Origin of the sequence: Salinimicrobium marinum (assembly GCF_014651535.1) — a bacterium.
In the GTDB taxonomy this organism is placed as follows: Bacteria; Bacteroidota; Bacteroidia; order Flavobacteriales; family Flavobacteriaceae; genus Salinimicrobium; species Salinimicrobium marinum.
The window spans coordinates 284332-303199 of the sequence record NZ_BMXB01000002.1 but is presented as its reverse complement, the minus strand read 5'-3'; the positions used below and the strand labels follow the sequence as shown (position 1 = coordinate 303199).

Genomic DNA, 18868 nt, shown 5'->3' with positions numbered 1-18868 from the left:
ATTGCAATTTCTGAAAAAGATATTTTAGAAATTGTATTAAGTGTATTTAAATTCCTATTTTCTGAAACCTGAGCTCAAATCCTGAAGGTATCCAGTATATGACATTTAATAAATATCTTTTAAGTCGGATTTTTGTGAGCAGGATTTAATACCTGAAACAACTATTAAAAAAAGGGACCGGAAGAAAGCTTTTTCTAATCTTATCCGGAATTAAATTTGTTCTTTTTAAATTAAAGAACAATCAAATTACGAACAACATTTAACCACTTTCTATCTGGTCCCAGTATTATATGTCTGCTTCAGAAACCTGAAGCAATTTTAATATTTAGTTTACCGTAGTTCTATAAGTTCGGATTTCCGCCGCCGGGATAATTTGTACTTCCAAGTTTAAGCACGATATCCTTCTGCTGTCCTTCAGAAAGATTGAAGCCTGGTTTTCCTTTGTAAGGAAAAAAGAAACTAAATTCCCTCATGTAGGATCTCCAGCTTTCTGCAAGACTTGATTTTTTGTTCTCACTTTTTATATCCGGAAGACTGAATCCTTCCTTATCCGAATCATAAGAAGCCCCCTCAGCAGAACATCCTGCGAAAACCATTCCTTCATTAATTTCAGAATGAACTACAACCGCTTCTCCCGAAGCTGCAGGGAAATCACGTACAGAAATGGAAAAATTACCGAAAATTTTATTCTTGTCCGTAATATTTTTCACCTCAAATTCTGAATCTTTATTATTAACCGGATGGCTAAAAATTGGCGCACCCCCTGCATCTTCAGAAATGGTTTTCAAAGAAGCATAGGTATTATCCAGAGCGGCTTTGTGAGTGACAAGGATAGCCTTAATCTTATAACCTTCTTCCACCAAATGTTTTACTCCTTTCTGAGCTCCTTTTCCGGTGGTGTCGATCAGGATCATATCCTGTCGGTTTAAATGTCTAATGGCATATCCCTGCGCTCCGCCTTCCATTTTAATAATGAACGTATCGGGAATCAAGTTTACGAATTTACCTTCTTCTGTTTGCTGTATGAATTCAGCTGACTCTCTGTTTATTACCTCTTTTTTATCTACGGTCTTCATTTAAATCTGTTTTTGAGTTCAATTAAATATACAACCGCAACAAAATCCTTCCAAAGCTTTTAGGAGTGTTTAACGGGTATTTAGCAGTTCATTAACGCGATTGAAAAAGCTGAGTATTTTCCATGGCCGGTAAAGGAAAAAACACCGGGATGAAGAGTTCTCTCATGGTATATAAATGGAATGCCCTTGTCATCTTTTTGAATAGTTAAAGACTCTTTTGGAAGATGGTGTAAATGAGAGAATTCAATGAAAAAGCTTTGTTTCATTTCTTCTGAAGAGGATTGAAAAAGCGAATTTTTCACCGGAATTTTGGTATCCTTGATTGCCGAAGTAAATACAGCTCCTGAAAAAATATGCGACTGGGTGACATAGAATTCTCTTTCAATCTTCACCACGCCCGATGCACTATTCTCATTCATCTGAGAAACCCTGCATTCCTGTCGTAGCCACTTTAACTGCCGCCGAAGATTATATTTCCGCTGGTGCGCCTTATATGCAGCTTCTTTCATGCTCCACAACAGCCACACCGCCAAATCCTTATCTTCGGAAGATAAAATCCAATCCTTTTCTGTAGTTGTAAACACTTTTTTCAGAAACCCTTTCCGTTTCCAGTTGCTTTGTGTGGCCGCCAAATCCAGATCTACCACATCATTTCCTATCATGCCTCTGCCCTCTTCTCTTTAATTATACTTACAGCATCCTGTACGGTGAGCATGTTATCCATGGAGTCATTGTCAATGGTAATATTAAATTCGTCTTCCACATCCAACACAATATCCACAAGGTTGGCAGAGTTGATTTCTAGGTCCTTCAGGAAATCGGTATTCATATCAAAATTTTTAAACGCCGGCTCGTTCTGCACATAGGGAGAAACGATCTTTTTAAGGCTGTTTACTATTTCTTTTGTATCCATTAATTTTAATTTTTCAATTGGAGCTTTTCCTTTCTAAAATACATTTTTTCTATTAACAATATCCTGTTAGATTCCTCAATGAAGCGACGTGCAACATTCTAAAATTTTGCGCATCTCAAATCTTCCTGAACACCACCACCGCATTCACATCCCCGAACCCGAAGCTGGCTTTTGCAATAGTTTTTAATATAACTTCCTGGGTTTCTACCGGAATTTTCTCCCTGGAAACAACCTTTTCAATATCAGGGTGAAGATCTGCGGAATTTACATTTCCGAAGAAGAAATCCTTTTTCAACTGAAGTACGGTGGCAACACATTCAATACTTCCGGCGGCGCTCAGGCAGTGGCCTGTCATACCTTTCAGGGAATTGATTAGCGGAAAACCCTCTCCTTTTCTTCCCAAAGCATCGCTCCAGTTCTGTATTTCAGTCGAATCCATGGTAGTAGCTGTAAGATGGCCGTTGATACCGTCAATTTCCTGGGGCTGAACATCAGCTTCCTCCAAAGCTTTTTTGATACAGCGTTTTACAGCTTCCGAATTAGGAGCAGTCATTGTCCCATCACCTACCTGTCCGCCGCTGTTAATATGTCCTCCCAATACTTCTGCATAAATCGTTGCGCCCCTGGCTTCTGCGCTTTCCATATCTTCCAGAACCAGAGCCCCGGCACCGCTCCCCGGAACAAAACCTGAGGCGGAAGCGCTCATCGGCCGCGAAGCTTCAGTTGGATTGTCATTATATTTGTGTGGCAGGATTCTCATAGCATCAAATCCGCCCCAGATATAGGGTCCGGAATCTCCACAGCTTCCTGCCAAGATTCGTTTTGCTTTTCCAGATTTGATACGGTCATAGGCCATGAGAATGGCTTCAGTTCCCGTAGAACAGGCCGAGGAATTGGTAGTCACCTGGTTCCCGCTGCCTAACATTCCGCTAAGGTAAGCACTAATGCCACTGGCCATTGTTTGCAGCACGCTGGTACTGCCAAGTCTTCGGGTTTTTCCTTCGTCAATTAAGTTAATGGCTTCCCGGAATTTATCGGCTCCCGAAAGTCCGGTGCCGAATATTATTCCGCTGTCCCAATCGGCAGATTCTTTTTCTTCTCTTGTTAATCCGGCATCCTTCCAGGCGTCCAGGCCGGCAATGACTCCATACACAATTCCGCTGGAATTGAGTCCGCGCAGTTGCAGAGGAGTGAAATAACCGCTCAACATTTCCTCCGGAATTTCAGGGGCTCCTGCAATCTGACAACTGAATTTCAGTTCCTTTAGTTTCTCCTGAAACCTGATCCCGCTTTTTCCGACTCTTATGGCATATTCAAAATTGTCCAATCCCACTCCGTTTGGAGCGGCAACACCCATGCCTGTTATAACGACTCTTCTACTCATTCTCTTTGATCATTCCTGAAATTTCGCCCCTGCTCACCAGCTTATCCTTTGCATTGTACATACTGACTTTACATTTCAGTTTATTAAACCTGAAATACACTTTTTCTGAAAGTACCCTCACTTTTTCCCCCGGATACACCGGCAGATAAAAATCAATTTTTGTGTTAGTCAAAGCGACTTTTCCGTTCTCATTGAACAAATCTTTCAGCAAAAAGATTCCGAGGCTAACCGTTCCAATCTGTGCCATGCATTCTGTCAGAATTACTCCGGGAGTGACGGGGAATTCTTTAAAATGTCCTTCATAGAAAAAAGAATCTGCAGGAAAGGTATAACTCCCTTTTGCTCCCTCTTCCGTGATTTCTTCAAGTTCATCCACAAATAAAAATGGTTTGGAATAAGGAAGAAGAGAAATAATTTCAGAAGATTTCATTTATTTTGTTTAGTTGGGGAATTTTAATTGTGGTTCATGTGTTAATTTTCAGATATAAAACCATTTTTTATTTCTTTCCCGGTTTACCCTAATCCAGCGAAAGCGCATTTTCAAAGTATTTTAAAAATTAGCACATTTTCAAATATTCAAAATCATTTCATTTGAGGTGTTCTCCCCCATTAACAGGGATCACTGTTCCGGTAATCCAGGAGGCTTCGTCTTTACTTAAAAGATACACGGCATTTCCAACATCTGCAGGGGTTGTCAAACGCTTAAAAGGATTCCTTTTTACAGCATGCTCCCTCAAAGTTTCATATCCGGGAATCATCTGAAAAGATCTTGTTACCGTTACTCCCGCCTGAATACAATTGGCTCGGATTCCTTTGGAAGCAAACTCAAGTGCCATGCTTCGGGTGATTGCCTCGAGTGCTACTTTTGCTGCAGAAACTGCTGCATAATTTTTCCATGCTTTCGTATTGCCTTCGCTTGTAAAGGATAATATTCTGGCATCCTTAGCAAAAAGTCCGGCATCGAAAATGATCTTAGACCAGTCGTACAAACTAATGGCCATGGCATCTATCGTAAGGTGGAAATCATCATTTTTCAAAGTAGGTTCTTCCCCAAACATGTGCTTCAAATTTCCGCGTGAAATACTGTGCAATAAGGTCCGGACTCTCCCTTTTTCCCCAAGTATGGTGGTGATTTCTGCAACCATCTCTTCCCTTCGCTCCTTTCTGGTGGCGTCAACATTAAAAGTATGCAGACTAACCTCGTGTTCTTTAATTTCCTCAAAAGATTCTTCAATCTCCGGTAAGTTTTCACGCCGGTCACGATGGATAATAATTATATTCATTCCATGAGCTGCCAGCTTTTTAGCCGATGCAAGGCCAAGTCCGCTGCTTCCTCCCAGGATAACAGCCCAGTAATTTTTATCTTCAAATTCTCTTACCATTGCAGTAGTACTCTTTGTGCAGAAAATCCGGGCCCGAAACTCAGCATTAGTCCCTGCTCCCCTTTTTCCACCGGTTTATCTAAATACCTTTCCAATACATATAGAACTGTTGCGCTACTCATATTGCCGTATAATCGCAACACTTCCTTGGTCTCATCGATATTCTTCCCTAAGTTACCAAAAAGATCTTCAACAGTTTGCACGATCTTTTTTCCGCCTGGATGAAATATGAAATGTTGCACTTGCTCTATGCTGGAATTATGTTTTTTCAGAAATGGATGAATGATCTCCGGAAAATGATCTGAAATTGCCTGCGGTACTTCAGGATTCAGGATCATCTTAAGTCCGCTGTTCACCAGGTCGAATCCCATCATATGGGTAGCATCATAGAAATGGTACATTTCCTCTCCAATGATTTTTGGTCCTTCTGCCTCTTCTTCTGAAGACAACAAAGTACAGGCGGCCCCATCCCCAAAAATAGCAGCACTCACCATGTTTGCCATGGAAAAATCATCCAGTTGAAGGGTAGCCGTTGGGCTTTCTACCGCAACCACGGCGGCCCTTTTTCCGGGGTTGGATTGTAAAAACTGCTTTGCGTAAATAATCCCTGAAATCCCTGCTGCACAACCCATTTCGGTTACAGGAAGCCGTACGACGTCCTGTTTCAGTTTTAATTCGTTGATAAGGTAGGCATCCAGTGACGGAATCATAATTCCGGTGCAGCTCACAGTAATAATGTAATCTATGGAATCTGCTTCCCAACCCGATTTATCCAGCGCTTTCTGAAGCACCTGAGTGCCTAATTTTTTGACCTCCCGACTATAAATCCTGTTCTTTTCTTCAAAAGAATTCGCTGTAAAAACTTCAGAAGGATCCATGATGGAGTAGCGCTTATCTACGGCCGCCCCTTGGAAGATCTTGATGACCTTGCGTTTAAATCGTTCTTCCTGCCCATCCAGCCATGTTTCCACAAAAGGGATCACCTGCTTTGTTTCCCTGGAATATTTTGGAAGTTGTTTGGTTACGGTAGTTATTTTAACGCTCATAGATAAAGTTTCTACTAAGATTCAGATTTAATAATGATCCATTGATACCGAAAAGCCCATTTCCAGCGGATCTTCTGGTGTTTTACTCTTAATTTTCCAGAGAATTTTTCAAGATCTTCTTTTCTGAACCCTCTCAAGATGGATGTCAGCCCATCATCCCTGGCAATTTTATTATTAATAAATACTGCACAAAATGCCTGAAAAAGATAATAGGCGGCCCTGCTTCGCTGCAGGTCATTAATTACTATTCCCAGCCTTGCCGACTTCAGAAAAACCTTTAACAACTGTTCAATCCTAGCATCTTCAAAATGGTGCAGCGTCAAGGTACACAACACAATATCGTATTTTTTTTCTGCAAAGGATGTAGAAAAAATGTTAATGGCTTCAAACTTTATTTCGGGATAGTTTTTTGCCAGTCCTTGTGCAATTTCAATGGCGAATGGATTGGCATCAATCCCGAGGAGTTCAAATTTCAGATTGTTTCTTCTACCGTACTCTGCAATCTGCCGAAGCATCATACCATTTCCGCATCCTACATCAACGATCCGGATTGGTTCTTCGGGTGAGGTTTCAGAAATTATCTTTTTAATTCCATCGAGGGTGATCTCGTTTCCTCCCAGCCACTTATTTACCTTGTCCAGGTCCCGAAGGGTTTTTGCCAATTCTTCTCCCTTAAGTTCAAAATCGTCCATGACTTCACTGTCACGGGTACGAGATTTAGTGTTCACTATTTTCATCTAATAGGATTTCCGTGAGTTCTTTTAATTATCTGAGGCAATAAAAATGGCATTTTTGAAACCATCGACTGGGATACTTCAGCGAGATTTTGATTTAATAATATCTTCTGAAGAATTTTCCCGACTCTTAACCTGGTTTTAAAATTTGAATCCCATTTCTGAATATATTCCTTTTCCATATTGGTTCGATCTATGGAAGGCTCTTCCAGATATTTGATTATAGTTTCTGAAGCTATTTTGGCGCTGTGAATGGCCATCGCCATCCCGTTGCCACATAATGGATGCAGCAATCCCGCAGCATCTCCCAGCATTAGAACGTGATCTTTCACCGTCTCCTTTCGGCTGAATGAGATTTGGGCGATTGTTAGCGGATTTTCAAATACCGGTGTTGCTTCTGATAAAAAATTGTCCAGAAAAGGATTTTTCCGAAGTACTTTTTCATTGAAAACAGCCGGATCTTTATGCTCTTTAAATTTATTGTAGGTCGCCAGATAACACACATTGACAACTCCGGTTTCTGTTTGTGACAATCCGCAGTATCCGCCTTCGAAATTATGCAGAGCTACTAAATCATCGGGAAAATCTGCCGCTTTATAATGTGATTTTACAGCAAGCCAAGAAGTTTTCTTCCTAAAAAATGGCCTGTTCAGATTTTTATCCAGCACCGATCTTTTTCCGAAGGCTCCTAAAACTATTTTTGCACGATCCAGTTTTCCTTCAGAAGTTTTTATTTCGAAGATGTCATTTAAAAATTCCACCGAACTTACTGTTTCCTGCACTACTTCCACTCCGTTCTTTACAGCCATGTTGAATAAATAGTCATCAAAAGCATACCTGCTAAGGCCCAAACCTCCTAAAGGCAAGGGGACTTCCACAGGATTTCCGTTGGCGGTACTGTAAAGGAGTCTGGAAATTTCCGCAGGTTTTAAAGAAGATAACGAAAGATCAAGCTGCTCAAAATACGGCAGGATTTCCCGGGAAACATATTCCCCACACACCTTGTGATGCGGATATTCTTCCTTCTCAAAAAGCTTTACCGGAACCCCAATTCTGGACAGGTGTATAGCTGCCGTTAATCCGGCAAGTCCTCCTCCTATAATAATTACGGTTTCTATCTTCAATTTTTTTCTTTAAAAAACATAAAAAAACCCGGAAGAGCCCCCGGGTTTTTCACTTAAAGCTTTGAGACTTAGTTTTGAGCCTGTCTCTCTGCCTCTTCAATTAATTCCTCATTTGCAACGATAGCAATTTCTACCCTTCTGTTCTTGGCACGACCTTCTACAGTAGAGTTATCGTACTTAGGCTGACTTTCACCATACCATTTGGTTTCTATCCTACCTCTGGATACATTTCCATCGGAAACAAGATAATCTGTTACGGCCTGTGCCCTGTTTTTAGATAAGGTAAGGTTATAGGCATCACTACCGGCACTATCTGTATGTCCTTCAACAAGGATATTAGTATCATCATACTCCTGAAGGATATTGGCCAGAGAGTTTAGGGCCTGCCTGGATTGCTGGTTGATATTATACTTTTCGGTATCAAAATAAATTCCGCTGGTTTCATCAAGGGTTACGTTAATTCCTTCCCCTACTCTTTCCACTTCTGCTCCGGGAATTTCTTCCTCGATCCTTTGTGCCTGCTTATCCATTCGATTTCCAATGTAAGCACCTGCTGCACCACCTACAACACCACCAATTATAGCGCCAAGTGCAGTATTACCGTCACCGGTATTATTACCTACTACACCACCAATTACGGCACCTCCTGAGGCACCAATAACGGTTCCTTTCTGTTTATTGTTTGCATTTCTTGTCGCGTCACATCCTACCAGTAGGATTGCGGCAAAAAGTACTGCGAACATTCTGCTTGTGATTGTTTTCATTTTATTCAATTTATTTTTTTGTAAAATTCATTCTAATTGTAAAAGGCTCTCCTTCAAAATTAACGGTATGCTCCCATATCATTCCGGTTCCCGTAAGGTTAACAATATTGATCCTGTAACCCTGATTTCCGGTAGTTGATTTATGGTCAGCATTTGTTGGTTTTAGTAGGAAATCATAGCTATCGGTCCCATCCACTTCATTTACAGACCAGATAAAATATCTCAACTCTGTATTACACTGGGGGTTAACCGGTACATAATATCCTGTATTATTATTGGAAACAAAATTCCAGTCACTGCTTTTTAAGCAGGTAGCAGTAGCATCATCAAAAAGGGTAACATCGAATTCTCCCGAACTGCCCGGGTAGCTTATCTCTGTCAACATCCAGTCTCCGCTAATGGTCCTTCTTGCTTCTCTTTCGACCTTACCAGAGCCACAGGCACTAAATAAGATGGTGGCAATTAGTAATAAGGCAAATTTTCTCATTTAAGGGTGATTTTTTGGGGTTAAGAAAATCCAGTGTTTGCATTACCAAAATGCCCACACCGGATTTCTAAAAAGTTCAATATTTTATCTTCTAAATAATCTACTGATCAAGGCAATTACAAGAAGCACTAAAAATATATAGAAAATGATTTTTGCAATATCGGCTGCGCCTTCAGCGATTCCTCCGAACCCGAAAATAGCTGCCACAATAGCGATGATTAAAAAGATAATGATTAATCGTATCATAATTTAGGTATTAGTGATTAGTTGTATCTAAATTACGTTGCGAGTTGCCCTTGAACAAATTATTATTAATATTTTAACAGGATTTCTTAGCTAATTTTTAAAAATGTGGAGTTAAAAACCTAAAATTTTCCTAATATTCTAATAACTGTTGTAAAGCAGTTCTGAACCTTTGCTTCGGAAGATACTCTTCTTCAAGGGCTTTGGAGAACGGAACAGGGGTTTGTAAACTTCCCACCCTTTTTACGGGAGCATCCAGATATTTAAAACACTCTTCGGAAATCATCGCAGCAATATCTGAAGCTATTCCTCCAAATATACTATCCTCCTGTAGAATAATTACTTTTCCGGTCTTTTTCACGGAAGCATAGATCGCTTCAACGTCTAAAGGTTCCAGGCTTCGTAAATCCAAAAGATCAGCTTTAATATCTGGTTGTTCTTCCAGGGTCTCCAGTGCCCAGTGAACGCCTGCACCATAACTTATAATTGTAACCTCCTTCCCTTCTTTTAATAAAGCAGCTTTACCAAGTGGAAGCGTATAGTATTCTGTAGGCACTTCCTGTCGGATGCTCCTGTAAAGCGCCTTATGTTCAAAAAACATCACCGGATTCGGGTCATTTATTGCCGAAGCCAGCAACCCTTTGGCATCAAAAGGAAACGCCGGATATACTACTTTTAATCCCGGTGTCTTGGTGAACCAGGCTTCATTCGTCTGACTATGAAAAGGACCTGCGCCAACTCCCGCACCACAAGGCATTCTAATAACCACATCGGCATTCTGGCCCCAGCGATAATGTACTTTCGCCAGATAATTCACTATTGGATTGAATCCAGAACTCACGAAATCTGAAAACTGCATCTCCACCACGGATTTCATTCCCTTAACAGATAGTCCCATGGCGGTTTCCACAATGCCCGATTCACAGATTGGAGTATTCCGCACTCTTTCCTTCCCGAAATCTTCGACAAAACCTTCAGTAATTTTAAAAACTCCGCCATATTCTGCTATATCCTGTCCCATGATCACAAGATCTTCATGTCGTTGCATAGATTGTCTTAACCCTTGAGAAACAGCATCTATAAATCTGATTTCTTCAGTTTTACCTTTAGGATCAAATTTCTGATTTTGAAATACTTGATACACATCATTTAATTCATTAGTTTGATTTACTTCAATCCCAGGCTCAGCAGAGGCTTTTTGAAGATGTTCATCAATTTCAGCCTTTATAGTATCCCTGTATTGCTTGTCTTCCTCTTCCTTCAAGAGTCCTTCAGAAATGAGAAAGGAACGATAATTCTCAATAGGATCCTTCTGCGCCCATTCTTCCATCAATTCATTGGGCACATATTTTGTCCCGCTGGCTTCTTCATGACCACGCATCCGGAAGGTTTTAAATTCTACCAGTACAGGCCTTGGATCCTCTCTCATACTTTCGGCTAAAGCAGAAATTTTTGTGTAAACTTCCGTTATGTTGTTACCGTCAATTATATAGGATTCCACCCCGTAACCTTTTCCCCGATCTGCAAGGTGTTCGCAACGAAATTGTTCAGATGTGGGAGTTGAAAGTCCGTAGCCATTGTTCTCTATACAAAACAAAACCGGCAGGTCCCATACAGAAGCAATGTTCAATGCTTCATGGAAATCCCCTTCGCTGGTCCCGCCTTCGCCTGTAAATACCGCAGTGATTTTTTTCTCATTCTTTAATTTATGTGCCAGGGCAATACCATCGGCCACTCCAAGTTGGGGACCCAGATGGGAGATCATCCCGATAATCTTAAATTCCTGCGTTCCGAAATGAAAACTACGATCCCGACCTTTAGTAAATCCGGAGGCTTTGCCTTGCCACTGAGAAAATAAGCGGTAAAGCGGAATTTTTCTTCCGGTAAATACTCCGAGATTCCGGTGCATTGGAAGAATATATTCATCATCATTCATGGCCATGGTCACACCTGTTGCAATTGCCTCCTGCCCTATCCCACTAAACCATTTGGAAATTCTGCCTTGCCTCAGCAAAATGAGCATTTTTTCCTCAATTAACCGTGGTTTAAGCATTGCCTGATACAAAAATATTAATTGTTCACCAGATAAGTTATTCCTGTTAAAGTTGATTGCCTGATTTTGAGATATTCTGCTTTCCATAGAGGTGATTTGTTTCCCAAATGTACTTAAAATCGGGGTTTACTTTGCTAAGAAAAATATAAACGGAGTCTTTCTCGGGAGAATTTATATAACTTTGTGATACAAAATTACATTTATCATCTTATGGAAATGAACAACATTCCCAGCGTTGACCTGGCAGATTTTTTGTCCGACGACCCAAAACGAAAAGAAAAATTCGTAAACGAAATTGGTAAAGCCTATGAAGAGATTGGATTTGTTGCATTAAGAAGTCACTTCTTAAGCGATAACCTTGTAGAAGAACTTTATAAAGAGGTAAAGGCATTTTTCGATTTACCGGTGGAAACGAAAAAGAAATATGAAATTGAAGGCCTTGCGGGCCAACGTGGATATATTTCCTTCGGAAAAGAACACGCCAAAGGAAAAAAAGAAGGAGATCTTAAAGAATTCTGGCATTTTGGGCAGGAACCATCAGAAGATGCCAACCTGACTGAGGAATACCCTGAAAATGTACAGGTAGAGGAATTAAAGGATTTTAATCATGTTGGTATGGAAGCTTACCGCATGCTGGAAAAAACAGGTATTTTTGTGCTTCGTGCCCTTGCACTTTATATAGGACTGGACGAGCATTATTTTGATCACTGGGTGAGTAACGGAAACAGCATTCTGCGACCTATCCATTACCCTCCTATTACCGAAGAGCCAAAAGGTGCTGTACGCGCTGGGGCTCATGGAGATATTAATCTTATAACCTTATTAATGGGAGCATCTACCGGTGGACTTCAGGTGCTAAGAAAAGACGGGGAATGGATCGACGCTATTCCTAAGGAAGATGAGCTGGTTATTAATGTTGGAGATATGCTGGAAAGGCATACTAATAACAAACTGCGCTCTACAATTCACAGGGTAACAAATCCTCCTAAGGATGAATGGGGAAATCCCAGGTATTCTATTCCGTTCTTCATGCATCCAAGAAGCGAAATGCCGTTAAATTGCCTGGAGGAATGTATTGATGAAAATAGTCCTAAAGCTTATCCTGATATTACTGCCGGTGAATTTCTACACCAGCGCCTGGTGGAAATAGGATTAAAAAAATAAGGTTATGGCTAAGAAGAAAATGGGCCTTGAAGATCTGGGCGGATTTGTTTTTTCGACTAATGATGATTTCACACCAGATCATGATTCGGAGGAGCAGGAACAGACACTCCCACCTTCAAAGCAACACCTTGAAGCCCATTACAGTTCAAAGGGACGAGCGGGAAAAACGGTAACGGTGATTGCCGGCTTTGTTGGAACCGACGAAGATCTTACTGTTCTTGGAAAACAACTCAAAAAGAAATGCGGAGTCGGCGGCTCGGTTAAAGATGGAGAGATTCTAATCCAGGGAGATGTAAGGGATAAAATAATGACTTTTTTGAAGGAGAAAGGATATAATGTAAAACGTGTTGGAGGGTAACCTACAGCACGTTTTTTTATTTTGGAAGCTATGGAAGAAAAGAAATTATTACATATTACAAATGGTGATGACCTTGTTGACAAGCTACAGCAGCTTAAAATTCCGGGAGATGTCATTGTTTGGCGGGAAATGTTGTGTGAAGGGCCAACATTGCAGGAAGTTGGCAATGAAAAATTTTTAGAGATAAGGAAAAAATTCCTTTGGGAAAACTACAAGATACCGGAACAGGATTACAAAGAAAAATTCATTTCGGAACTTGATAAACTTGCAGCCATAAATGGCTATGATGAAGTAATCCTGTGGTTTGAATTCGATCTTTTTTCCCACATGAACATGCTCGCAGTAATAAGTTTCTTAAAACAAAACCGGAAAAACAATCCGCTTTACCTGGTTTGCAGCGGAAGGCTCAAAGGAGACCAGGAGCTTGCACCACTTTCAGATCTTAGCGTAAACCAGCTTCAGAAGCATTACGACTGTAAAATTTCTTTAACCGATGATGATGTGCAAATGGCTACACTTATCTGGGATCTATACTGCAGCCAAAATCCCATTCGTTTAAAGTCCAAGATCAAAAAAACAACAAATTTCGAATATCTTTCCAGCTGTATTCGTGCCCATATAGAAAGGTTTCCCAATGCAAAATCAGGTTTAAACAGCCTGGAAATAAACGTGCTGAAGCTTATCCAGAAACACCAGATCACTTCCTTACATCATTTGCTGGGTTATGCCTTACAATACCAGGGATATTACGGATATGGAGATATGCAAATGCAACGAGTGATTCAAAAATTAAAGCCATTCTATGCGCTGGAAAATGAAAAACTCACACTCAGTGAATCCGGATTGAATGCTATTTCTTCTTCCAGGAATTATTATCAGGAATTAAAAGACAATGATTGCTACGGGGGCGTTGGAAAATATGATTATTTGTATGACCCTGATTCGCACAACCTATTAAAACTATAACATGAATAGTCTCGAAGCTTCAGAATTTATTTTAAACAAAGACGGAAGTATTTATCACCTTAATTTACTTCCGGAAAATTTAGCAGACACCGTCATTGTGGTAGGTGACCCGGAAAGGGTGGAAAAAGTCACAAAATATTTTGACAAGGTGGATATTGTCATCAAAAAAAGAGAATTTCATACCCAGACAGGTTTTTATAGGGGTAAAAGGATCACCGTTATCTCCACCGGAATAGGAACAGATAATATAGATATTGTCCTGAATGAACTAGATGCTCTTGTAAACATTAATTTTAAGGAGAGAAAGATCAAGGAACAGCATACAAGTCTAGACATCGTACGAATTGGAACTTCGGGATCCATACAGGCAGAAATTCCCGTAGATGCTTTTGTACAAAGTGAAATGGCAGTAGGCTTTGATTCTCTTCTGCATTTTTATCAAAGTGAAGACATTCAGCTGCAGGATTTTAATCAGGCGCTGAGTGAACATCTCCAGTTAAGCAAGGAAAAAAGTGCGCCATACGTGGTTTCCTGTAACGAAGAGCTTGCCGAAAAATTATTTTCAGAAAACATTTTTAAAGGATTTACCGGTACCAATGTAGGTTTTTATGGCCCACAGGGAAGAGTATTGAGATTACCCCTGCAGGATGATAAACTAAATGACAGGATGGGTAGTTTTTCCTTCCGCGGAAAAAAAGTTACCAACCTGGAAATGGAAACAGCTGCCATCTACGGATTGTCCAAAATGCTTGGTCACAGGGCCGTTTCCATGAACGCCATTATAGCCAATCGTGCGACTGGAGAGTTCAGTCCCGATGCCGGAAAGACAGTGGATGAACTTATTCAATACACGCTGAACAAGCTGGTTCCCGAGAATTGATTTAACAGAAAATTAAAATCAATAGGTTCCCTTATTCGTATTTTTGAGTAAATAGCAAAATATGTTAAAGCCTGAAGAAACACGTTTAAGGCATCGTGATTTAAATTGGTTAAGTTTTAATGGAAGAGTACTACAGGAGGCACAAGATCGAAGAAACCCACTTTTTGAGCGAATAAAATTTCTTGCTATTTTTTCAATGAACCTGGATGAATATTTCAGGGTTCGGGTTTCCCAGTTGCGGCAAATGAAACGGATTAAAAAGAGCCTGAGACAGCAATTGGCTTTACGCCCTAGTAAGAAAGTAAAAGAGATCCTGAGGGAAGTAAAAATTCAGCAACAGGAATTTGGACGAATATTTTATGAGGAGATCATTCCGGAACTTGAAGAAAATGGCATTTTCCTCATAAATTATAATGATTTTTCATTATCTGAAAATAATTTTGCAACATCCTATTACAGCAAAGCCAGCTCCCATATCCACCCGAAGGTGATCGATGTGGAAAAAGGCGAGGAACTTTTTCTCGAAAACAACGTACTGTATTTACTAGTGACTTTTAAAGACGAAGAAAATTTCGGAATTATTAATCTACCCGTGGAACACTGCGGCAGGTTTATAAATCTAAGATCTGCAGACGAGAAAAATCAGCTCACTTTCCTGGACGATCTTATAAAATCTCAAATACCTGAAATTTTTCCGAATAAAAAAGTTAAAGGTATTTTTGAGATTAAGCTTTCCAGGGATGCAGAATTATATATTGAAGACGAACTTGAAGGGGTGCTAGCAGAAAAGATCTACGATTCCCTCAAGCAGCGATCTCAAGGTCAGCCTACCAGGTTGCTCTATGATGCGCGCATGCCAAAAGAAGATCAAAAAAGGCTTCGGAAGTTGCTTGGCCTGGGCAAGATTGATATGATGCCAGGCGGCGAATATCATAATTTTAGTGATTTCTTTTCCTTTGAAGATCCCACTAATAATCCCAAATTACACTACGAGGATCTACCGCCAATAAAACACAAAGTTCTTGAAACTGCTTCAGATTATTTTAAGGTAATTTCACAAAAGGACCAGGCTCTGCATTTTCCATACATGTCATTTGATTATGTAGAAAGATTTTTAGAGCAGGCTGCATCGGATAAAGATGTAAAAGAAATAAAAATATCCATATATAGGGTAGCCGATGAATCGGAACTTACTTCCACGCTTCTGAAAGTTTTAAAAAACGGCAAAAAACTAACAGTTTTTATCGAGGCCAAAGCAAGGTTTGATGAAAAGAACAACATTGACTGGGGAAGAAAATTTGAAGATGCTGGGGCTACTGTCATTTACAGCTATCCAAAGATCAAGGTGCATTCCAAGATCCTGCTCATCACACGCAAGGAGAACGAAGAATTAATAGATTATGCCTACATAGGTACAGGAAATTTCAACAGCAAAACATCCAAAATATATTGTGATCATGCGATCTTCACTGCTCACAAAAAAATAACGAGAGAGCTTTCCCGCGTATTTAATGTTCTGGAAGGTGAATTGATCATTCCAAGAGCAAAAAGATTGCTGGTGTCCCCTTTTTCCACCCGCAAGAATTTCAGTGATATGATCAACCGGGAGATAGAAAATATTCAGTTAGGAAAAAAAGCCAAAATCACGGCCAAGATGAACAGTCTGGAAGATCAGGAAATCATCGAACAGCTTTACAAAGCAAGTAACGCCGGAGTCGAAATAAGGCTGCTGGTAAGAGGATTTACCTGCCTGATTCCGGGGATCAAGGGAATGAGCGAAAACATTTACATCACCAGTATCGTAGACAGATACCTGGAACACGGCAGAATTTATTTATTTGAGAATGACGGAAATGAAGAAATATATTTTGGGAGTGCCGATTGGATGACTCGAAATCTTGACCGTAGAATTGAGGTTATTACTCCCATTTATGATGAAGATATCAAACAAGAGTTTAAAGAAATCCTCCAGATTCAGTTTAGGGATAATGTAAAAGCCAGGATACAGGATTCATCTGAAAGTAATCAGTACGTGGAAAAACCTCCTGGGGAAAAAGAATTCAGGTCTCAATACGAGATCTACCATTATTTAAAAGAAAAACACGAAGCATGAAAAATATAAGAGTCGGTGGTGTTCCGGAACATTTTAACCTGCCCTGGCACCTGTCAATGGAAAATAAGGATTTTGAAAAGCAGGGACTCGAGCTCACCTGGAAGGATTTTCCAGATGGTACCGGTGCCATGTGCAAAGCCCTTCGGGATAATGAAATAGATGTTTCGGTCATCCTTACCGAGGGGATCATCAAAGACATCATTGCCGGCAACAAGGTGAAGATCGTTCAGGAATATATAGGTTCATCTCTAAAATGGGGAATTCATGTTGCTGAAGGGTCCGGGTATAAAAATCTGGAAGATCTTCAAGATGAAAAGGTGGCCATCAGCCGCTATGGATCGGGTTCCCATTTAATGGCATTTGTAAACGCAAGAAGATTAGGCTGGGAACCTGATAAACTCGAGTTTGAGGTAGTAACAGATATTGAAGGGGCTGTAAAAGCCTTAAAAGACGGAGATGCAGCCTATTTTATGTGGGAGCATTTTACCACCAAGCCATTAGTAGACCGGGGAATCTTTAGGAGGCTTGGCGACTGCCCTACTCCGTGGCCGTGTTTTGTAATTGCTGTAAGGGAGGAATTCCTGAAGGAAAATCAGGATGCCGTTAAGCAAATGCTCGATACGCTGAACTATAAAACCAAAGATTTCAAAGAAATACCCGGAATTGAAAAGCAACTTTCTGAAAGGTACGGTCAAAAAGAAGAAGACATTAAAGAATGGCTCAAGATGACCAGCTGGAGCAGAGAATTAATTTCAGAAACAGAGCTGGATCGTGTGCAGGATCATTTAAAAGAACTGGATCTTATTCCGGAGAAAGTCAGAAATTCCAGCCTTATTCATCCCTTTTAACAAATAAAGGTTATTTTTTCACACAAAATTTACCTCATGAAAAATAGTAGCATCACATTTCTGTTCTTTCTGATATTCTCCGGAGTATATGCACAGCAGAATTCATATAACGAAGAACAATTTCCACGGGATATTGCACAAAATGAACTAAGTGCCAACGTTTTCAATGTTCTTATTTTTGGTGCACTGGACATCACTTATGAGCGTATACTCACAGATCACAGCTCCCTATCGGTAGATGTTTTCACAAAATTGACGAATAAAAATGAAGGTGAAGATTTTGACCTTTCAGAAGCTTATGCGAAGGATTTTTCCTTAACCACTAAATTCAAATTCTTTTTCAAAGAGGAAAATACCGCCTGGGGCTTTTATGCCGAAGCATTTGGGATGATCTCCAGCGGAGAAAATGAAAAAGAAGTTGAAAAAACCCGTCCTACAGGTGAAATTTACCATGAAGACGAATTTCTCGATTATACAGATCTTGCCCTGGGAGTGGGCGTAGGACATAAATATGTCGCGAAACAAGGTTTTATGATCGATCTTTCCTTTGGGGTTGGAAGAAATCTTTTTCACAAAGACTCTCCCGATATTGTGATTCTTCCCGCCATCAATGTGGGATATCGATTCTAAGCCTGCTTAGCTGGATTACCAGTCGATGGGTTCCTGGCCTCTAGAAACGAGATATTCATTGGTTTTACTAAAGTGTTTGTTCCCGAACCAATAACCTCTGTTGGCTGCCAAAGGGGAAGGATGCCCACTGGTAAGAACGAGATGTCTGGAAGTATCAATTTTAGCGCCTTTCTTCTTAGCAGGCCCACCCCAAAGAAGGAACACAACTCCTTCTTTTTCATTAGAAATTTTTTGAATAACAGCATCTGTAAACTTTTCCCAGCCTTTTCCCTGGTGAGAACCTGCCTGCGCAGACCGAACCGTTAGAGTGGTATTTAGCATTAAGACCCCCTGCTCTGCCCATCTTTTAAGGTTTCCCGTCTCGGGAACAGCTTTACCCAAATCATCTTTGATTTCCCTGAAAATGTTCACCAGGGAAGGCGGAATTTTCACCCCGGGCTGAACAGAAAAACAAAGTCCGTGGGCCTGACCGTAACCATGGTATGGATCTTGCCCAATGATTACTACCTTTGTCTTATCAAAAGGTGAGAGTTCAAAAGCATTGAAAATATTTTCGGCTTTAGGGAAACAGTCATTTGTTTTGTATTCGTTTTTCACAAAACTTACAAGTTCCTTAAAATAGGGCTTTTCGAACTCATCATTTAACTTTAATTTCCAATTTTGCTCAATAGAGACATCCATAATAATAAGTAAATTTGCTGTA

At 40.3% G+C, this 18868-nt stretch carries 21 protein-coding genes; 7 read left to right on the top strand and 14 right to left on the bottom strand.

Annotated elements, in window-relative coordinates:
* Window positions 1–341: 341 nt before the first annotated feature.
* The 13 genes from IE056_RS05335 to IE056_RS05275 form a co-directional block, all read right to left on the bottom strand.
* Window positions 342–1076, bottom strand: a complete 735-nt coding sequence (locus IE056_RS05335; RefSeq protein WP_189603649.1) for an MBL fold metallo-hydrolase — start codon at window positions 1074–1076, stop codon at window positions 342–344.
* An 80-nt stretch (window positions 1077–1156) separates the two neighbouring features.
* Complete coding sequence (locus tag IE056_RS05330) at window positions 1157–1738, bottom strand: 4'-phosphopantetheinyl transferase family protein (protein ID WP_189603648.1); 582 nt, start codon at window positions 1736–1738, stop codon at window positions 1157–1159.
* Window positions 1735–1989 carry an acyl carrier protein gene (locus IE056_RS05325; RefSeq protein ID WP_189603647.1) on the bottom strand — a complete coding sequence of 85 codons (255 nt, stop codon included), beginning with the start codon at window positions 1987–1989 and terminating at the stop codon, window positions 1735–1737. Before IE056_RS05325 ends, IE056_RS05330 begins: the two co-directional genes overlap by 4 nt.
* 115 nt (window positions 1990–2104) lie before the next feature.
* Window positions 2105–3373, bottom strand: coding sequence for a beta-ketoacyl-[acyl-carrier-protein] synthase family protein (locus tag IE056_RS05320; RefSeq protein ID WP_189603646.1), 1269 nt, complete (start codon window positions 3371–3373; stop codon window positions 2105–2107).
* Window positions 3366–3803: a 3-hydroxyacyl-ACP dehydratase FabZ family protein gene (locus IE056_RS05315; RefSeq protein ID WP_189603645.1), complete on the bottom strand. Its 438-nt coding sequence runs from the start codon at window positions 3801–3803 to the stop codon at window positions 3366–3368. The genes IE056_RS05320 and IE056_RS05315 overlap by 8 nt, the downstream gene beginning before the upstream one ends.
* 157 nt (window positions 3804–3960) lie before the next feature.
* A complete protein-coding gene (locus tag IE056_RS05310) occupies window positions 3961–4755 on the bottom strand; it encodes an enoyl-ACP reductase FabI (RefSeq protein WP_189603644.1) in 795 nt (264 codons plus the stop codon).
* Window positions 4749–5801, bottom strand: a complete 1053-nt coding sequence (locus IE056_RS05305; protein WP_189603643.1) for a type III polyketide synthase — start codon at window positions 5799–5801, stop codon at window positions 4749–4751. Before IE056_RS05305 ends, IE056_RS05310 begins: the two co-directional genes overlap by 7 nt.
* Before the next feature lie 14 nt (window positions 5802–5815).
* Window positions 5816–6538 carry a methyltransferase domain-containing protein gene (locus tag IE056_RS05300; protein ID WP_189603642.1) on the bottom strand — a complete coding sequence of 241 codons (723 nt, stop codon included), beginning with the start codon at window positions 6536–6538 and terminating at the stop codon, window positions 5816–5818.
* The gene (locus IE056_RS05295) at window positions 6535–7659 is read right to left on the bottom strand and encodes an NAD(P)/FAD-dependent oxidoreductase (RefSeq protein ID WP_189603641.1); all 1125 of its coding nucleotides are present in this window, start codon (window positions 7657–7659) and stop codon (window positions 6535–6537) included. Before IE056_RS05295 ends, IE056_RS05300 begins: the two co-directional genes overlap by 4 nt.
* Window positions 7660–7727: 68 nt before the next feature.
* Entirely contained in the window at window positions 7728–8423 is a 696-nt protein-coding gene (locus IE056_RS05290) for a YiaD family glycine zipper/OmpA-like lipoprotein (RefSeq protein ID WP_189603640.1), read from the bottom strand.
* Window positions 8424–8433: 10 nt separating this feature from the next.
* Window positions 8434–8910 (bottom strand): lipocalin family protein, encoded by a 477-nt coding sequence (locus IE056_RS05285; RefSeq protein WP_189603639.1) that lies wholly within the window; start codon window positions 8908–8910, stop codon window positions 8434–8436.
* An 84-nt stretch (window positions 8911–8994) separates the two neighbouring features.
* Window positions 8995–9156, bottom strand: a complete 162-nt coding sequence (locus tag IE056_RS05280; RefSeq protein WP_189603638.1) for a DUF1328 domain-containing protein — start codon at window positions 9154–9156, stop codon at window positions 8995–8997.
* A gap of 130 nt (window positions 9157–9286) precedes the next feature.
* Window positions 9287–11293, bottom strand: a complete 2007-nt coding sequence (locus IE056_RS05275; RefSeq protein WP_189603637.1) for an alpha-ketoacid dehydrogenase subunit alpha/beta — start codon at window positions 11291–11293, stop codon at window positions 9287–9289.
* A 129-nt stretch (window positions 11294–11422) separates the two neighbouring features.
* Here IE056_RS05275 and IE056_RS05270 point away from each other — a divergent pair, with 129 nt between their 5' ends.
* The 7 genes from IE056_RS05270 (at window position 11423) to IE056_RS05240 (ending at window position 18165) form a co-directional block, all read left to right on the top strand.
* Window positions 11423–12370: an isopenicillin N synthase family dioxygenase gene (locus IE056_RS05270; protein WP_189603869.1), complete on the top strand. Its 948-nt coding sequence runs from the start codon at window positions 11423–11425 to the stop codon at window positions 12368–12370.
* Window positions 12371–12374: 4 nt separating this feature from the next.
* Window positions 12375–12728 carry a translation initiation factor gene (locus IE056_RS05265; RefSeq protein ID WP_189603636.1) on the top strand — a complete coding sequence of 118 codons (354 nt, stop codon included), beginning with the start codon at window positions 12375–12377 and terminating at the stop codon, window positions 12726–12728.
* A 30-nt stretch (window positions 12729–12758) separates the two neighbouring features.
* The gene (locus IE056_RS05260; protein ID WP_189603635.1) at window positions 12759–13694 is read left to right on the top strand and encodes a DUF1835 domain-containing protein; all 936 of its coding nucleotides are present in this window, start codon (window positions 12759–12761) and stop codon (window positions 13692–13694) included.
* A gap of 1 nt (window position 13695) precedes the next feature.
* Window positions 13696–14574: a nucleoside phosphorylase gene (locus tag IE056_RS05255; RefSeq protein WP_189603634.1), complete on the top strand. Its 879-nt coding sequence runs from the start codon at window positions 13696–13698 to the stop codon at window positions 14572–14574.
* A gap of 61 nt (window positions 14575–14635) precedes the next feature.
* Window positions 14636–16687 (top strand): polyphosphate kinase 1, encoded by a 2052-nt coding sequence (ppk1, locus tag IE056_RS05250; RefSeq protein ID WP_189603633.1) that lies wholly within the window; start codon window positions 14636–14638, stop codon window positions 16685–16687.
* Entirely contained in the window at window positions 16684–17535 is an 852-nt protein-coding gene (locus IE056_RS05245; RefSeq protein WP_189603632.1) for a substrate-binding domain-containing protein, read from the top strand. Before ppk1 ends, IE056_RS05245 begins: the two co-directional genes overlap by 4 nt.
* Before the next feature lie 36 nt (window positions 17536–17571).
* The gene (locus IE056_RS05240; protein ID WP_189603631.1) at window positions 17572–18165 is read left to right on the top strand and encodes a hypothetical protein; all 594 of its coding nucleotides are present in this window, start codon (window positions 17572–17574) and stop codon (window positions 18163–18165) included.
* A 15-nt stretch (window positions 18166–18180) separates the two neighbouring features.
* Here the strand turns inward: IE056_RS05240 and ung are convergent, their stop codons facing one another.
* Entirely contained in the window at window positions 18181–18846 is a 666-nt protein-coding gene (ung, locus tag IE056_RS05235; protein WP_189603630.1) for a uracil-DNA glycosylase, read from the bottom strand.
* Between the last annotated feature and the right edge of the window lie 22 nt (window positions 18847–18868).